Here is a 14,828-nt window from a genome sequence, read left to right as displayed (position 1 = left end):
GATGACAGCACAGTACCGTGTAGCGGTTGCAGGTTGCGGAGGAATGGCTAACGCCTGGATTGAATACGCTTTATCACGTTCAGATACTCAGATTGTTGCTCTTGTAGATATACGATTGGAGTCAGCACAAGCGATGGCGGCAAAGCATGAGATTTCCTGTCTAACGTTTACTGACATTAAAGAAGCGATTCAGGCGACTGGAGCTAATCTTGTGTTTGACGTTACAGTTCCGGGAAGCCATTACAGCATTTCTAGCACTGCATTAGCACTCGGATGTAATGTGTTTAGTGAGAAACCACTGGCCGAGACTATGGAAGAGTGCACTAAGATTGTTGAGATCTCAGAAAGAACCGGAAATGCCCATGCTGTGATGCAAAATCGCCGATATGATCCGCGTATTCGTTCTTTACGCAACTTAATCGAGTCTGACACCATTGGTAGAGTAGGATACATCAGTTCTAGCTTTTTCCTCGGCGCTCATTTCGGAGGGTTCCGTGATGTCATGGAAAGTCCTCTGCTGCTGGATATGGCGATTCATACCTTTGATCAGGCCCGATTTATTAGTGGAGCCAATCCGATTTCCGTTTACTGTCAGGAGTTTAATCCTCCTGGATCATGGTATAAGGGGAATGCGTCGGCAGTGTGTATCTTTGAGATGTCGGACGGATCTGTATTTACTTATCAGGGGTCTTGGTGTGCAGAAGGTGCCTCTACCTCTTGGGAAGCAGCTTGGCGTCTGAATGGGGAAAAAGGAACTGCGATTTGGGATGGTCATGACATGCCATATGCAGAGGTAGTCGTAGCAGGAGATCAGAGTGATAGATTTATTCGTGATGTTGAGCGTGTAAATGGAGAAGCTGTTGATATGGACAAAACCTTCCATCAAGGATGTTTGGAGGAAATGTTCCTGTCCCTAGCAGAAGAGCGTTCAGCAGAGACGAATTGTAGAGATAATCGGTATAGTATGGCAATGGTATTTGGAGCGCTGGAAAGTGCTAAAACAGGTCAGAAAATTGATCTAGTAGAGTTCATGTGTACCTCAGAGTGATCAAAACCTTTTGTTAATTTTATCCAAACTTTAATGTTCATGTTATGATAGATAAGAACATTATTCGGGGAGGATATTATGTACAAAGCCATTATATTTGATCTAGATAATACATTAATAAATTATAGTACTTGTGAAATCGAAGCGATGAAAAGAACCTGTAACGATCATAATCTCTTCGTAGAAGATATTGAGGCGTGGTCTTTATTTTATGGAGAGTTTTCCGGTCATAATTTTCGCCATTGGATGAACTTTGTGGGTGGTGGTGAGATGAAGACTATAGGAGAGGTATTGAGGTATTCTTTTAGAGACACTCTTAAACAGGAGGAACTTTTTCATAGCAAACTGTCAGATACTTATTGGGATTATTTTTGCAATTCCTGTTATTTTGAAGAAGGAGCGGAACAGATCTTAACTTCATTTAAAGATAAGTATGCTCTGGGGATTATCACCAATGGGATCAGTGAGGCACAAAGAAAAAGACTGCAAGCCGGTAAGATCTATGAAATATTCAAATCCATAATGATCTCTGATGAGGTAGGCATCCGAAAACCTGATAAAAGGATTTTTGAAATGTCTTTAATAGATCTACAGCTAAGCAATCATGAAGTGCTGTTCGTTGGGGATTCTTTACAAGATGATTACCATGGTGCTGTGAATTCTGACATTGACTTCTGCTATTACAATCGCCAGAATATAGAGGTTCCTAAAGACCTCAAGCCTAACTATATGATTACTTCTCTTCTGGAGCTTAAAGATGTAGTGGGGTTGTAGCAATGCGATCAAGGAGAACACACAATGGAAATTAGAGCTTATCAAGAATCGGATATTAGTCAGCTTATCTCATTGTTCTATGAGACAGTTCATTTCGTAAACAAACAAGACTATTCACAAGAACAGCTTAATGCTTGGGCACCTAAAGAGGAAAAGACCCTCAAACTTGATGCTTGGAGCACTTCTTTACATCAAAATATTACTTATGTAGCCGAAATTAACGGGTACATAGTTGGCTTTTCGGATATGACGTTGGAAGGACATTTGGATCGTCTTTATGTCCACAAAGATTTCCAAGGCCAAGGCGTAGCCTCTGCTCTCGTGAACAAGCTTGAAATGAAGGCGAGAGAGCTTGGTCTTCATGAAATGGATACCGAAGCAAGTATTACAGCTAGACCCTTTTTTGAACAACAGGGATACCAGCTTATGATGAAACAAAGTGTAGAACGAAAAGGAGTACTGTTAGTTAATTATCGGATGAGTAAAAAGCTAATTTAATCAAAAAAGCAGATTGCTATGGTGAGCAGTCTGCTTTTTTTATCTAATGAAGGAGGATCAATCAACAAGCTTTATTTGGATGAAGAATAACGATTTATAAAATTAGCGATTCCATTTGGAACGAATTTGTTAACTTCATTATTAAACAGGTCTGTATAGTTTGCAGTGATAACTTTACTTGGTACTAACGTCAAGTTTGAAAAATATTGCTTATACGCCTTATCATAGGCGGATTTATTCACTTCTTTTTGATTTACATAATAGCTTGGCAAATCATCCGTTTTTTCTTGATCTGGAATGTCGGCCAAGAATATCTCTTTGTCATTAAATTTGGTTCCTTGGATACTAATCTCATAAACCTGCAAATTAGAATTGTACGAACCACTGCCATCTACAAAAGCGATATAACGTAATGTTCCATCTTTTTTGTTCTTATAGAGATGCAGGCCACGATTTTCATCGCGCGGTAGAAATCCACCCATACCTACATTAAATATACCCTCTGAAATATCCTTCAGTTTTCCTTGATAATTGAATGGAATGACTTTTCCATTTTGGACGGTTAGAGCAATGTTGATGGGCTGAATGAATCGTAAAGAATACCCCTGTATAAGTTCAGGAGTACCATCAAAGTTCAAATCTACTAAAGTGAAATAATTGAAGTCACCGTCATAAGACCTATCTCTAGTAGCATCCATTAACGTTTTCTTGATATACTCAGAGTAAAGTGTCTTCCATGATTTTGCAGTTGCTTCTTTTGCTGACGCAGTAATTGGAATGCTCCCCAATAATAAAAGTAATGTTACTATGATCCATGCAGTTCGTTTCATGACTCATTAGCTCCTTATCATATTACTATGTACTGGAAATTAATATTACTATTGTTAGACAATATGTTCCAGTAATAATATGGTATATGAAGGGTGTTTAGTTATAAATCAATTTCATTAAAGCCTCCGAGTCAAAACGATCTCCTTGCACTAACCATTGACCATCCACATCAAACATAGTCAGTATTCCCTCCAAAGGGACACGTTTACTTTCTTTGTCATCCTTATCCAACAAAACAAGATCACAAGTATATTTTAACTCAACAATATTTTTCTTTTGTTCGGAAAGGGTGAACTTTAGATTATCTGGTTTTAAAGAAAGCTTTTGTTTATTAGCGATTTGAAAAGGGATAGTTGTGATTCGGCTTCCTATAGCTTTTTCGGTATAGTATTCAGTAAAGTACGGTTTCATTTCTTCATTTCGGGCTAGAATGGATTCCTCAGAAAATAAATCATCAGAAACCTTAATGGTATATTCAACATTTTTGTACTTCTCAGCGGCTTTAGTGGCATCATCCACTTCTGAACTACAGCCCATAATTAACGTTAGGGATAATAAAATCATACTCAAGATCAATGGTGATTTACGCATTCGAACACCTCCATGTAATTGATTCTGTATTATTATACTTATATTACCATACATTGGGTTCACAGCTTCAAGAAGAAAATGATTCAACTCCCTAAATATGGTATGGTGTAAATATTACTATCAATAACCTAAAGGGATGGGATACACTTGATTTTTTTTCCTATTACATACTCACTGTTGGCAACAGACGCATTATTATTACATATTAAAGAGCATTATGAGATTCCAGAACCAGTACAGCTGCAGTATTTTCTTAGAGGCATGAACGATACATACATCTTAGAAACGGCATTGGAAAAATACATCTTTCGTGTTTATCGTGCGGATAGACGGAGTAGATCGGAGATTGATTTTGAATTAGAAATGTTGAACGATTTGCACGAAAAAGGTGTAAACGTCTCCATTCCTATTCCTCGAAAAGATGGGATCATATTTAATGAATTTTTGGTGCCTGAGGGTGTGAAGTATGGCGTTATGTTTAGTTTTGCTGTAGGAAATGAAAAGCCTATTCATGCGGTAGAAGACAGCTATTTATTTGGTCAGTCAGTTGCACAAATTCACACAGCTACGGACAACTTTAAGAGTGCACATGTAAGAGGTAAGCTTGATTTTGAACATTTAATTGAGAAACCGCTTCATACGATCAAACAGCATATGAACCATCGACAAGAGGATTATCAATTCCTGTATGAACTGGCCATACAATTAAAAGCACAGATTGAAGTACATCTGGAAGCGGGGCTCGACTGGGGCATCTGCCATGGCGATTTGCATGGGAATACGAATGTGACTTTCACGGACGAAGGGAAATTAACTCATTATGATTTCGATATTTGTGGTTACGGATGGAGAGCCTATGATATCGCAGAGTTTAGATTGGCAAGAGAGATTCATAGTGGCCATGATAAAGATGAAGTAGAACGGTTATGGGCAGCATTTTTAAATGGATATAAAAGTTTAAGAAATCTCAGTGACAATGATATTAGTGCTGTTCCTATGTTCGTTGCGCTTAGACAGCTTTGGTTATTTGCTTTATGTTTCAGTGAAGGTGAGCTTATTGGTGCAGCTGACTTTGACAATGGATTTATCGACAGTAAAATGGATTATTTTAGAAATTTAGAGGTGATCAAATGAATGATGAATTGGGCAGTAAAGAAGCCATAAAAAGATGGGATAAATACGCAGAACTAATCTCAACTTCGTACGGCGAAAACGGGGATATCCATCGAGAAATTTTTTTGAATCCAGCTTTATTCAGTCTCATGGGTTCTGTTGAAAATAAGAAGGTGCTAGATGCAGGCTGTGGTGAAGGATATTTAAGCAGAGTGTTAGCTAAGGCAGGTGCCTCAGTCACTGGCGTTGATTACTCGCAGAACATGATAACGATAGCCAAGAGTAAATCACCAGAGGAATTAAAGATAAACTTCCATCATGGCAATTGTGAAGATCTCAGCTTTCTCCAGAATGAGTGTTATGATCTCATTGTTTCTAACATGGTGATTCATGATTTATCCGATTATGAGATGGCGATTCATGAAATGTATCGGTTGTTAGTCGATGGAGGGACGTTTATATTCTCAATTCCACATCCTTGCTTTGTAACCCCTGGTAGCGGGTGGGTGAAGTCGGATACTGGAGAGAAGCTTTATTGGAAAGTAGATAATTATTTTTACGAGGGCACTTATAATCAGAACTTCCCAATAGATCAAGAGGAAAAGTTTCTGATTTTTCATAGGACGTTATCCAGTTATGTAAATACGATTGTACGGGCTGGCTTTCAAATCGAAGAAATGATTGAACCGAAGCCCTCTGCTGAAATGCTTGCGAAGTATCCGTCTTTTGAAGAGGATTTTCGTTGCAGCGATTTTTTGGTTTTTAAACTGCGAAAGTAGGAGGGAGAAAGATGAACCATAACATTTTCAAAGAAGTTATAGACTCTGAAGAAGAGTTAAGGTCAATGTATGGGTATCCCAGTGAATTGGTAAACAACAAGAGTATAACCTTCATCGATCATCATTGCCGAGATTATATATCCAAATCACCGTTACTCTTTATAGCAACAAGTGATTCAGCTGGCAATTGTGATGTATCTCCGCGTGGGGATGCTGCAGGTTTTGTATATGTGTTAGACGACAAACATTTAGTGATTCCTGAGCGACCTGGTAATCGACGGTTTGATTCTTTGCGCAACATCCTTTTAAATTCAAAAGTGGGTTTGATATTTATTATTCCCGGACTTGAAGAAACCTTAAGAATAAATGGACATGCAAGGATTATCAAAGATCAAGAAATAATGGTTCATATGGAGGCTCAAGGTAAACTGCCGAAATTGGGCATTGCCGTTGAAGTGGAAGAGTGTTATATGCATTGCGCTAAAGCTTTTAAAAGATCACATCTATGGGATGATACGTATTGGCCATTGAAAGCAGAGCTGCCTAAACCCTCAGTAATCATTGCAGAACATGCAAAAGAGCTTGGGATTTCTCAAGAGGATGTATCAAAGGGATTAAAGGATAGCTATGAGAATCGGTTATATTAGAAATGAAAGGATTAACTAAGATGAGCAAAGCTTTAAAACTCACTCCAGGGAATAAAGTAGGACTTATCGCTTGTTCTGATGGTGTGAGAGTGGAGAACCTGCCTAAAGTAGAAGAATTAATTAGAATTCTGAACTCGGTTGGTCTAGAGGTAGCGATGTCTAACACCTTGTTTAGAAGAGATGGTTATTTCAGTGGCAATCCTAAGGAAAGAGCAACGGAGTTGAATCGTCTATTTAATAATGATGAAATTCTTGCGATTTTTGATATTTCAGGTGGGGATTCCGCGAACCAGATCTTGGAATATCTCGACTACGATAATATTCGATTGCATCCGAAGCCTTTTTTCGGAATGAGTGACTTGTCCGTTATTTTGAACGCTTTACATACACAAAGTAATTCGAAATCCTATCACTATCAGTTGATGAATCTCGTATCTTCTGATGGGGCGGAGCAGCAAGCTGCTTTCTATCGAACATTTTTCGAAGGACATAACGATCTTTACGATTTCGACTTTCATTGGGTCCGTGGGAACCAGATGAGTGGGATTGTAATTGGCGGCAATATTCGATGTTTTATGAAGCTGGCAGGAACAAGTTATTTTCCAGACCCTTCGAACAAGATTTTATTCTTAGAGAGTTTAAGTGGCAGAGCTAACAAAATCGTCTCCTTATTTGCTCAGCTTCAGCAAGCTAGAACTTTTGATAAATGTGCTGGAGTGATTCTTGGGTCGTTTACTGAGCTTGAGAGCTATAATGAATTTTCAATCGTAGAAGCGTACTTGAAGGAAATCAGCGGGATTCCTATCGTGAAGACGGACGAGATCGGGCATGGTAGTGACAGTAAGTGTATTGTTGTGGGTGAGAATATTACTTTATAAGAGCTAAAGGTGGATGATTGGTTTTCAAGGTGATTTATGTTGATAAGAGAGGAGTCAGAGAGAGTTATGATGTCCACACACGACTACCCATCTAAAGAGGTATTGAAAAATGCTATACATACTGCCTATCTATCTCTCGATCTTGAATTTGAGGGCATTGAGAATGCTCAAAAAGACACTCGTATGGAAGGCGTCGATCGTACTCCAGCAGAAATCCTTGCCTATCAATTGGGCTGGTTGAACCTTGTGATGAAATGGGATAAGGATGAAAAAGCAGGGATAACCGTTATTACACCTTCACCGGATTATAAATGGAATCAGCTTGGCGGATTATATCAATCGTTTTATCATACATATGCTGCCTACTCATTAGACGAGTTAAGATCTTTATTTCAAGAGACAGAACATCAGTGGCAGAGCTGGATTGATTCTTTAAGTGATGAAGAACTTTTTACGCTAGGCGTGCGGAAATGGACAGGAAACAATCCGAGATGGCCTATGATCAAATGGATTCATATTAATTCAGTAGCACCGTTTAAGACTTTTCGTTCTAAGATTCGTAAGTGGAAAAAGCTCAATTGTATTAGCTCAAATTAATAACCGCAGACCAAGCCATTGTCTAAGAGAAGAAATCTCTGAAACAGAGGCTTTTTTCATATACATAGAAGGAATTTAGATTAGCATTATGTGGAGGAGATGGGATTAGTGGAAGAGAATGTATACTAGTCCCGAAAAAAGATGAAAAGGGTGGATCTTTTGAGAAAAAGCATCACAATAATCAGTTCACTTATATTATGTATTGCATTAAGCACTATCATTTATATCGTGGTAAACAATAATACTAAACCCACAGTTAGTCCAGAGAACATTGAATTAAAGGAGCTAATAAATTCGGATGTAACACAAATCAAATTTTCGGAAAAACCAACGGTATTAGTATTTTTCACCTCTTGGTGTCCGTATTGTAATGAAGATGCTCCAAAGATTGTTTCTTTGTATAAAAAATATAAGGATAAAGTGAACATCTAAGGCATTAATCCAATTTATCGTGATGATGTTTCAGAAGTTGAACAGTATGTTAAGAAATACAAAATTGATTATCCCGTACTTCTAGATGAAACAGGAGCTTTCTATAAACATTATGGGGAACCAGGTTTTCCTACATTGTACTTGATAGATTCTGAAGGGGAAGTGCTTGATCAAATTATAGGCTCATCTGATCTTGAGGTTATTGAGAGTTCGTTAAATATTCTTATAGAGTATTTTTGATAATCTAAAAGGAGCTACTGGTATGATCAAAAAAAGGAAAAAGACATTCATCATCGCCGCATTCCTATCCATCTTTATAATGTTACTAATAGCTAGCTATATGTTAAATCCTCAACCCGTTCATGCGATGATGGTAGACTTTTCTAGTATGGAGGAACAGGATGAACAAGTTTATCTAGAACCTGACATCTCTGAGAATATTGAGTATTTGATTATAAACGATCTCGAACAATCGAAAGAAAGAATTTCAGAGATCTTTGACGGATTACATTCTACTCCAACCATGCTATTTGTTCAATCTCCTCAAGCCCTGAAGAAGTATGCTCAAAAGAATCGAACGGGACAGACTTATTATACATATTGGGGGCATTACATCGTTATTGGTCCTGATGGATTTAATGAAGATGTAATAGCTCATGAACTGCTGCATAGTGAATTAAGAACGAGATTAAAGAATAAGGACAAGGTACCTGTATGGTTTGATGAAGGGTTAGCAACCTTAGTTGATCATAGATATATAAGAAATGAAAATTTAAGCTTAGATCATATTAATGACTTAAGTAGTAGAGATGCTTTTTATGAACCCTCACAAGTAAAAGAAAATTATGAGATCGCCCATTCAGAAGTTACTAGATGGTTTGGGATCGTAGGAAAATCTGGCTTAGCAGAACTTATTGAAGGATTAAATAAAGGTGGAGCATTTAATGAACTGTATAAAGCAATAGAATCTCGTAGATAGAGGAGGTTGTAATGAAGAAGTTCATTATTGTAATTCTAGCCATTGTTGCTTTAATGCCAATGCGCTCAATGAATGCGGACTGGGCTTATTCTTTTGTTGTTTACTCAGGTGATATTTATGAAATATCCGACGACGAGCTCATCCCATCGAATGACATTGACAAGAAGATAGGGCAAGTAACACGATATTCAGACCACGAAGGAACGTATAGCGGGAACTTTTCAAATATTTACCCTAAGGGCACGCCATATTATTCAATAAAGAATATCGATCCAAAAGAAATCATTGCCATTAAGACCCACGAAGCTGAATTTGTCAAAGCTATTAATAAAGGTCAATATGCCAATGGTCAATTGGAAAGTAAAACGATCTGGATTTCTATACTAGGGCCTTTAATTATTGTGTTATTAATAATATGGATAATGAAACGAAAGAAATCTGTGCGATAGAGTTATCCGTTATGCCTTTGGGTGACAGGGTCCCTTGCCTTTTATTACCCGGTTAAAGATTTATTTATGGTGGAGGATTTGAAGCAGATGGGAAATGCTACGCTACCGATTAGGTTATCCATGAAGCTTGCAATGATGACGAAATGATGATGAGAAGGTGGATGTAATAGAAAACATATCGAGTTTAATCGAAAAGTTATCATGGAATCTATCCGAAGAAGAAAAGAAAGATGCAATTAATAAGCTACAATACATAAAGGATGAAGATTTGCATTTATTAGTACAACCTATATCAAAAGACTATTGGGATGGAGCGGCTGAAACAGTCATACGTTTAGGATATCCACGTGTGAAAAGCATATTGTCGGGTTTACTTGAATGGATACAAGATATAAATTGGCCAGGTGCGGGGGAAATAGCTGTTTTTTTACTTGAAATAGGGGATCCGATGATTCCATATGTAAAAGATGTACTAAATCAACACAGTGATGATGAAGAATGGGTGTACAGGATTTTTAATGATTTAATTGATCATTGGAATACGGTACAAATCCTACAGATACAAGCAGAATTAATTAAGATTTCACAGGAAAAAGCCAATGATCTTTCGGCATTAAGAATCTTATTAACTCACGGTATATACGCAAAAGATGTGGTCTGTGAAATAATCCAGCGCAAAAAAGATGTCCTTGTATTTGAACTCAAGGAACTTCATGATACTCATCCTGAAATTGATTGTGAAGCTCTTTATAAAGAATTCTTCAATCAGCAGCCTAATGTAATTAAACAGTTTCATGAGCACAATAAAGAACGTTTTTATATATGTAATTCGATATCAAAGCGCCAAGAAGTTTTAAGAGAAATAGAAATCTTTACAGCTGAGTTTCTCACTTCGTGAAGTTATCAGGCGTTACTGAAATAAATTTAAAGGAGACTTATCAGTGAACAACATCAAAGTGCTTCATTATGATGCTTTTTCTTCTTATCCGAACAAAGGGAATCCTGCGGGAGTAGTGTTAGAAGCTGATCATTTAAGCGAAAGTGAAATGCAATCAATAGCTCATAAAGTCGGTTTTAACGAAACAGTTTTTATAATCTCATCAGATGTAGCTGATTTAAGGCTTAAGTATTTTACGCCAGGCCATGAGATCAATCTTTGTGGACATGCTACAATGGCATCTTTATTTGCTTTAAAAACAAAGGGTATCCTTGGAGAGTTTAGCTCGGTAAAGATCGAAACAAACGTGGGTGTGCTACCCATCCAATTCAGTATGGACAACAATAATCACTTACTAATAAAAATGAAGCAAGATCAACCGAAGTTTATTGAATTTAACGGCGATAGAGCGAAGCTTGCACACGCCATAGGTTTAACCCTTGACGAGATAGAAGAGGATCTGCCTATTGTTTATGGCTGTACTGGCGCATGGACTCTATTAGTCCCGATTAAGAGAATAGATAGCTTTAATAAAATGAAACCGACAAACTCGTTGTTTCCGGAGATTTTAACGCAGGTTCCAAAAGCATCTGTACACCCATTTTCACTCCAAACGCTTGATCCGCACGCTTTAATGCATGCCAGACATTTCTCATCGCCTTTTTCGGGAACCGTTGAAGATCCAGTAACAGGTACAGCATCGGGAGTCATGGGGGCTTATTATTTAAAATATATTAATCCGCATTTGGACTCGATAAAATTTGATGTGGAACAGGGATTGGAAATGGGTAGGGACGGCAAGGTGAACGTAGAAGTATATCGAAATGAATCCGGTGATATGGATGTGTTTATTTCTGGAACTGCGGTGTTTGTGGGGGAGGTAGATTTATGGAGATGATAAAATATACTCAGCTTGGAGTGTATGGAGTCTTAGTGAAGAACGATAAAGTATTACTAATTAAGAAAGCAAGAGGCCCTCATACGGGGAAGTGGGACTTTCCAGGGGGTTCTGTTGAGTTTGGAGAGGAGCCGTATGAGGCCCTTAAGAGGGAGTTTTGGGAAGAGACCGGAATTACAAGTTTAAAAGGATTGCTTCATGATTCCATTTCCTATACGTTAATTTATCCATACAGTGATACCCAGTTAGAAGAATTACACCATATAGGGATCATATATAATGTTTCATTGTTAGATGTGAACTTTGAGCTTAAGACCGATGGAGACGGACAAGACTCTGACGGGGCACAGTGGATAGAAATCAAACAACTAAACAACCTTGCTTTAACCCCTTTTGTGAAGAAAATAATGCTGGGTCATTATTAGAACTTTAATGATCTAAGGAATGGAGGCAGCTTCATGATTGAAATTGATTGTTTGGGTGAAATCTGCCCAGTACCAGTAATGATGTTAAAAAAACATCAAAAAGCCATTCAGAAGGGTGAAAAGGTAATGCTAGTTACTGATCATAGCTGCGCAAAAGTTTCTATCACGGATTACTGTCGTGGTTCAAATCTAAAATGTTCCATTCAAGAAGTGATTAATGGAGTATGGGAAATTACGATTGAGGTTTAGGCTCAACACAAAGTATCTATTAAAGTCTTTTCAATATATCGAACTAATTGTTTCGTATCGTTGTCACAGCGCTGATTTTGTTTCTTTATCATGTAGACATCGTTATTGACCTGGAACTGATCAATAGGAATGATCTTGAGTTGTTTACTATACAACTCTTTTTTTATGGACATATAAGGGAGAAAGGCGAGACCATGTCCTCTAATGGCAGCAAGCTTTACCGCCTCAAGAGAGTCTAGATTAAAGAGTATATTTAATTTAAGCTCGCCCACTGACACGGCATTCAAAGCTCTTTGCACACAATGAAGCTGTGAGGACCAGATTAAAGGATAATTGGGGAGCTCAGTCAATGTGATTTTATCAGGGCAAACGGTCGTATTGCTTGCCACCAACATAACTTGATCTGAAAATACCATATGTGAGCTTAATTCGGATTTTGGAGAGGGACCGGAAATAAACCCGATATCACCTTCTTCAAGAAGTAAACGTTCTTCTACTAAGGACGATGCCCCTTCATTTAAAGTGATATGGCATTTGGGAAAATGTTTTTTTACCTCATACAAGGTACAAGGGAGAGCATAATTACAGACCTCCGGAATCGCATAAATAGACAGCTCTTGTTGTGTTGGCTGTAAATGATTGATTTCTGTGATCATATCATCATACAATTTACAGATTTGCTCCACGTACTTCTCCGCAATAATCCCTGCTTCGGTTAGGCTAGCGCCTTTATTACTTCTTACAAAAAGTTCAGAACCTAGGGTATTCTCCCATGATTTCAACTGCTGACTAAGTGCGGATTGGGTGATATGAGATTTCTGAGCGGCTTTAGATATACTTTTTAACGAAGCTATATCTAAAAACAATTTAAGCGTTTCCATATTCATACTTATTCCTCCTGTTGCCCGCTGTTAGTGCACACTATAGCATATATGATTACGCTCCATCTGTGCCATTAGTAACACTTATACAGCATAAAGAAAGCAGATAACCACAGCTCAAATAAGTATGTTACTATTTTCACATAGTCAATTACATAAAAACGATGGAGGTGTTAGACTATGGGGCAAACCGTAAGTCCCGAAACGAGATCAACCCGAACCAGAGCTCCTAGAAAACCTAAAAAGAGTCAGTTGCCCATCGCGTTGCTGGTCACAGCTCTCATTATTGGGTTTGGTTTTTTCCTAGACCATTCCCACGATAAAATGGTTGTCTACCTGCTTTTCGGTATTTCGTTTGGCGTTATTTTACAAAGATCACGTTTCTGCTTTACTGCATCACTTAGAGATCCCTGTATTACAGGCAGCACATCAGTTACAAGAGCGGTTCTGATTGCTTTTTCCCTTGCAACTATCGGATTTACAGCGATTAAGTATCCAGCGTTCCTGGAAGGTAAACCGATTCCTGGGATGGACAATGTGGGTCAGATCAGCTTAGCTTTGATCATTGGTGCTGTATTATTCGGAATTGGCATGGTTATCGCGGGTGGATGCGCTTCGGGTACATTGATGCGTGTAGGTGAAGGATTCACGATGCAGATGCTTTCACTTGTGTTTTTTGTCATTGGTTCACTTTGGGGATCACATGATATGGGTTGGTGGAGAGCTAACGTTATAAAGGATGCACCAACTGTATTTTTACCAGATGTATTCGGTTGGCTTGGAGCACTGGTTGTTCAGTTCCTGATTATTCTTCTGTTATACATTGCAGCTGTTAAATGGCAAGAGAAAAAGATGGGAAGCGCAGATTAGTTTAGATTATTACGTGAATATTTTCACTATTGTTATTCCAAAAAAATATAAAGGTGGTTTTTAAAATGGCTGAATTTACACTTGATTGCATGGGAGAAGCTTGTCCGGTTCCGTTAATGAGAACAGAAAAGAAAATGACTGAACTCAATGTAGGTGATGTACTAGTAGTAGCTATTGATCATAGCTGCGCAATGAAGAACGTTCCAGAATGGGCGAGAAAACAGGGACATAATGTGGAAATCGAAGAGGTTGATGATGGCGAATGGGAAGTTGTTATTGAGAAGGTAAAATAAGATCGGTTACTAGGAAAGGACGGTGAAGGAAACGGTGAACGAATTCTGGTTGAAGATATCGTCTAACCGCTTTTACAAGCGCTTGCTCAAAGAACCGTTTACTTATGTAACTGGAGCTGTACTTCTCGCTGTATTCGCTACAGCACATCTGGCTGTTTTCTCTAAAGGATGGGGAGTAACCAGCGCTTTTGCAGATTGGGGAGCTTGGTTGTATCGATTAGCAGGCGGAAATGTAGATCAATGGGCATATTTTAGTTCGGAAAAAGCACAAAAAACATTATCTTCCGGATTTTTGAATGATGGTGGTTCGATTCGAAATCTAGGGATTATATTAGGTGCTTTAGCAGCGACTTTGTTTGCTTCCGAATTCAAGCTGAAGAAAATTAAGTCCAAAAAGCAGGTTGTAGCAGCGGTACTTGGCGGATTGCTCATGGGGTACGGAGCTAGACTGGCTAATGGATGTAATATTGGTGCATTGTTTACGGCTATAGCTTCCTTATCGCTTTCAGGATGGATATTTGGATTGTTCCTGCTGGTTGGCGCATTTATAGGCAGTAAATTATTAGCCAAATTCTTTATGTAAAAGTGAAATAGTCTGAGCTTGTAGCGCTGACGAGAGTCAGCCTATTTTATTAAGGCACAGACTCACAGGAGGGACA

20 protein-coding genes and 1 pseudogene are annotated in these 14,828 nt (G+C 38.3%); 18 read left to right on the top strand and 3 right to left on the bottom strand.

Features of this window, described 5'->3' with window-relative positions; genetic code table 11:
• The first annotated feature begins 1 nt into the window (after position 1).
• The 3 genes from ACFWMP_RS01275 to ACFWMP_RS01265 all read left to right on the top strand — a co-directional run bounded on the left by ACFWMP_RS01275 (position 2) and on the right by ACFWMP_RS01265 (position 2,320).
• Positions 2–1,048: a Gfo/Idh/MocA family protein gene (locus ACFWMP_RS01275; protein WP_339248557.1), complete on the top strand. Its 1,047-nt coding sequence runs from the start codon at positions 2–4 to the stop codon at positions 1,046–1,048.
• A 78-nt stretch (positions 1,049–1,126) separates the two neighbouring features.
• Positions 1,127–1,822 (top strand): HAD family hydrolase, encoded by a 696-nt coding sequence (locus ACFWMP_RS01270; protein WP_339247792.1) that lies wholly within the window; start codon positions 1,127–1,129, stop codon positions 1,820–1,822.
• A 24-nt stretch (positions 1,823–1,846) separates the two neighbouring features.
• Positions 1,847–2,320, top strand: a complete 474-nt coding sequence (locus tag ACFWMP_RS01265; RefSeq protein WP_341125327.1) for a GNAT family N-acetyltransferase — start codon at positions 1,847–1,849, stop codon at positions 2,318–2,320.
• A 71-nt stretch (positions 2,321–2,391) separates the two neighbouring features.
• On the opposite strand, the gene ACFWMP_RS01260 is transcribed toward ACFWMP_RS01265, so the two are convergent.
• Together ACFWMP_RS01260 and ACFWMP_RS01255 are read right to left on the bottom strand one after the other, a co-directional pair.
• On the bottom strand, positions 2,392–3,150 hold the full coding sequence (locus tag ACFWMP_RS01260) for a hypothetical protein (protein WP_341125326.1): 759 nt from the start codon (positions 3,148–3,150) through the stop codon (positions 2,392–2,394).
• A 97-nt stretch (positions 3,151–3,247) separates the two neighbouring features.
• Positions 3,248–3,742 (bottom strand): hypothetical protein, encoded by a 495-nt coding sequence (locus ACFWMP_RS01255; protein ID WP_341125325.1) that lies wholly within the window; start codon positions 3,740–3,742, stop codon positions 3,248–3,250.
• 177 nt (positions 3,743–3,919) lie between these two features.
• Between ACFWMP_RS01255 and ACFWMP_RS01250 the strand changes: the two genes are divergently transcribed.
• The 12 genes and pseudogenes from ACFWMP_RS01250 (at position 3,920) to ACFWMP_RS01195 (ending at position 12,125) form a co-directional block, all read left to right on the top strand.
• A complete protein-coding gene (locus tag ACFWMP_RS01250; protein WP_379421726.1) occupies positions 3,920–4,876 on the top strand; it encodes a phosphotransferase in 957 nt (318 codons plus the stop codon).
• Entirely contained in the window at positions 4,873–5,634 is a 762-nt protein-coding gene (locus tag ACFWMP_RS01245) for a class I SAM-dependent methyltransferase (RefSeq protein WP_379421725.1), read from the top strand. The genes ACFWMP_RS01250 and ACFWMP_RS01245 overlap by 4 nt, the downstream gene beginning before the upstream one ends.
• 11 nt (positions 5,635–5,645) lie before the next feature.
• On the top strand, positions 5,646–6,281 hold the full coding sequence (locus ACFWMP_RS01240; RefSeq protein WP_042187839.1) for a pyridoxamine 5'-phosphate oxidase family protein: 636 nt from the start codon (positions 5,646–5,648) through the stop codon (positions 6,279–6,281).
• Positions 6,282–6,301: 20 nt separating this feature from the next.
• Positions 6,302–7,159, top strand: a complete 858-nt coding sequence (locus ACFWMP_RS01235; RefSeq protein ID WP_339247809.1) for a S66 family peptidase — start codon at positions 6,302–6,304, stop codon at positions 7,157–7,159.
• Positions 7,160–7,228: 69 nt separating this feature from the next.
• On the top strand, positions 7,229–7,756 hold the full coding sequence (locus ACFWMP_RS01230) for a ClbS/DfsB family four-helix bundle protein (protein ID WP_379423462.1): 528 nt from the start codon (positions 7,229–7,231) through the stop codon (positions 7,754–7,756).
• Positions 7,757–7,897: 141 nt separating this feature from the next.
• Positions 7,898–8,428: pseudogene (locus ACFWMP_RS01225) on the top strand (TlpA family protein disulfide reductase).
• Between the two features lie 22 nt (positions 8,429–8,450).
• Positions 8,451–9,167 carry a hypothetical protein gene (locus ACFWMP_RS01220; protein ID WP_076286373.1) on the top strand — a complete coding sequence of 239 codons (717 nt, stop codon included), beginning with the start codon at positions 8,451–8,453 and terminating at the stop codon, positions 9,165–9,167.
• An 11-nt stretch (positions 9,168–9,178) separates the two neighbouring features.
• The gene (locus tag ACFWMP_RS01215; protein ID WP_379421724.1) at positions 9,179–9,616 is read left to right on the top strand and encodes a hypothetical protein; all 438 of its coding nucleotides are present in this window, start codon (positions 9,179–9,181) and stop codon (positions 9,614–9,616) included.
• A 157-nt stretch (positions 9,617–9,773) separates the two neighbouring features.
• Positions 9,774–10,514, top strand: coding sequence for a DUF5071 domain-containing protein (locus tag ACFWMP_RS01210; RefSeq protein WP_379421723.1), 741 nt, complete (start codon positions 9,774–9,776; stop codon positions 10,512–10,514).
• Between the two features lie 43 nt (positions 10,515–10,557).
• Positions 10,558–11,451 carry a PhzF family phenazine biosynthesis isomerase gene (locus ACFWMP_RS01205; RefSeq protein ID WP_379421722.1) on the top strand — a complete coding sequence of 298 codons (894 nt, stop codon included), beginning with the start codon at positions 10,558–10,560 and terminating at the stop codon, positions 11,449–11,451.
• A complete protein-coding gene (locus tag ACFWMP_RS01200; RefSeq protein WP_339271008.1) occupies positions 11,442–11,876 on the top strand; it encodes an NUDIX hydrolase in 435 nt (144 codons plus the stop codon). The genes ACFWMP_RS01205 and ACFWMP_RS01200 overlap by 10 nt, the downstream gene beginning before the upstream one ends.
• A gap of 33 nt (positions 11,877–11,909) precedes the next feature.
• Positions 11,910–12,125, top strand: a complete 216-nt coding sequence (locus tag ACFWMP_RS01195; RefSeq protein ID WP_042187842.1) for a sulfurtransferase TusA family protein — start codon at positions 11,910–11,912, stop codon at positions 12,123–12,125.
• A gap of 2 nt (positions 12,126–12,127) precedes the next feature.
• Here ACFWMP_RS01195 and ACFWMP_RS01190 read toward each other — a convergent pair whose 3' ends face one another.
• Positions 12,128–13,012 carry a LysR family transcriptional regulator gene (locus tag ACFWMP_RS01190; protein ID WP_379421721.1) on the bottom strand — a complete coding sequence of 295 codons (885 nt, stop codon included), beginning with the start codon at positions 13,010–13,012 and terminating at the stop codon, positions 12,128–12,130.
• 174 nt (positions 13,013–13,186) lie between these two features.
• Here ACFWMP_RS01190 and ACFWMP_RS01185 point away from each other — a divergent pair, with 174 nt between their 5' ends.
• From ACFWMP_RS01185 to ACFWMP_RS01175, 3 genes are all read left to right on the top strand, one after another.
• Positions 13,187–13,876 (top strand): YeeE/YedE thiosulfate transporter family protein, encoded by a 690-nt coding sequence (locus tag ACFWMP_RS01185; RefSeq protein WP_042187846.1) that lies wholly within the window; start codon positions 13,187–13,189, stop codon positions 13,874–13,876.
• Positions 13,877–13,941: 65 nt separating this feature from the next.
• The gene (locus tag ACFWMP_RS01180) at positions 13,942–14,169 is read left to right on the top strand and encodes a sulfurtransferase TusA family protein (RefSeq protein ID WP_036678256.1); all 228 of its coding nucleotides are present in this window, start codon (positions 13,942–13,944) and stop codon (positions 14,167–14,169) included.
• A gap of 34 nt (positions 14,170–14,203) precedes the next feature.
• Entirely contained in the window at positions 14,204–14,752 is a 549-nt protein-coding gene (locus ACFWMP_RS01175; protein ID WP_179085850.1) for a YeeE/YedE thiosulfate transporter family protein, read from the top strand.
• The last annotated feature ends 76 nt before the right edge of the window (positions 14,753–14,828 follow it).

The organism is Paenibacillus sp. NPDC058367 (assembly GCF_042723305.1).
Classification (GTDB): Bacteria; Bacillota; Bacilli; order Paenibacillales; family Paenibacillaceae; genus Paenibacillus_AQ.
Note: the sequence above shows the minus strand (reverse complement) of the source record. Positions and strands in the feature narration are given on the sequence as shown.

Excerpts from the sequence above, each read along its gene's own strand:
- ACFWMP_RS01230 (WP_379423462.1), top strand. The coding sequence starts at position 7,229 with ATGTCCACACACGACTACCCATCTAAAGAGGTATTGAAAAATGCTATA.
- ACFWMP_RS01265 (WP_341125327.1), top strand. The coding sequence starts at position 1,847 with ATGGAAATTAGAGCTTATCAAGAATCGGATATTAGTCAGCTTATCTCA.
- ACFWMP_RS01200 (WP_339271008.1), top strand. The coding sequence starts at position 11,442 with ATGGAGATGATAAAATATACTCAGCTTGGAGTGTATGGAGTCTTAGTG.
- ACFWMP_RS01245 (WP_379421725.1), top strand. The coding sequence starts at position 4,873 with ATGAATGATGAATTGGGCAGTAAAGAAGCCATAAAAAGATGGGATAAA.
- ACFWMP_RS01195 (WP_042187842.1), top strand. The coding sequence starts at position 11,910 with ATGATTGAAATTGATTGTTTGGGTGAAATCTGCCCAGTACCAGTAATG.
- ACFWMP_RS01220 (WP_076286373.1), top strand. The coding sequence starts at position 8,451 with ATGATCAAAAAAAGGAAAAAGACATTCATCATCGCCGCATTCCTATCC.
- ACFWMP_RS01240 (WP_042187839.1), top strand. The coding sequence starts at position 5,646 with ATGAACCATAACATTTTCAAAGAAGTTATAGACTCTGAAGAAGAGTTA.
- ACFWMP_RS01260 (WP_341125326.1), bottom strand. The coding sequence starts at position 3,150 with ATGAAACGAACTGCATGGATCATAGTAACATTACTTTTATTATTGGGG.
- ACFWMP_RS01255 (WP_341125325.1), bottom strand. The coding sequence starts at position 3,742 with ATGCGTAAATCACCATTGATCTTGAGTATGATTTTATTATCCCTAACG.
- ACFWMP_RS01235 (WP_339247809.1), top strand. The coding sequence starts at position 6,302 with ATGAGCAAAGCTTTAAAACTCACTCCAGGGAATAAAGTAGGACTTATC.
- ACFWMP_RS01190 (WP_379421721.1), bottom strand. The coding sequence starts at position 13,012 with ATGAATATGGAAACGCTTAAATTGTTTTTAGATATAGCTTCGTTAAAA.
- ACFWMP_RS01215 (WP_379421724.1), top strand. The coding sequence starts at position 9,179 with ATGAAGAAGTTCATTATTGTAATTCTAGCCATTGTTGCTTTAATGCCA.
- ACFWMP_RS01270 (WP_339247792.1), top strand. The coding sequence starts at position 1,127 with ATGTACAAAGCCATTATATTTGATCTAGATAATACATTAATAAATTAT.
- ACFWMP_RS01275 (WP_339248557.1), top strand. The coding sequence starts at position 2 with ATGACAGCACAGTACCGTGTAGCGGTTGCAGGTTGCGGAGGAATGGCT.
- ACFWMP_RS01185 (WP_042187846.1), top strand. The coding sequence starts at position 13,187 with ATGGGGCAAACCGTAAGTCCCGAAACGAGATCAACCCGAACCAGAGCT.
- ACFWMP_RS01180 (WP_036678256.1), top strand. The coding sequence starts at position 13,942 with ATGGCTGAATTTACACTTGATTGCATGGGAGAAGCTTGTCCGGTTCCG.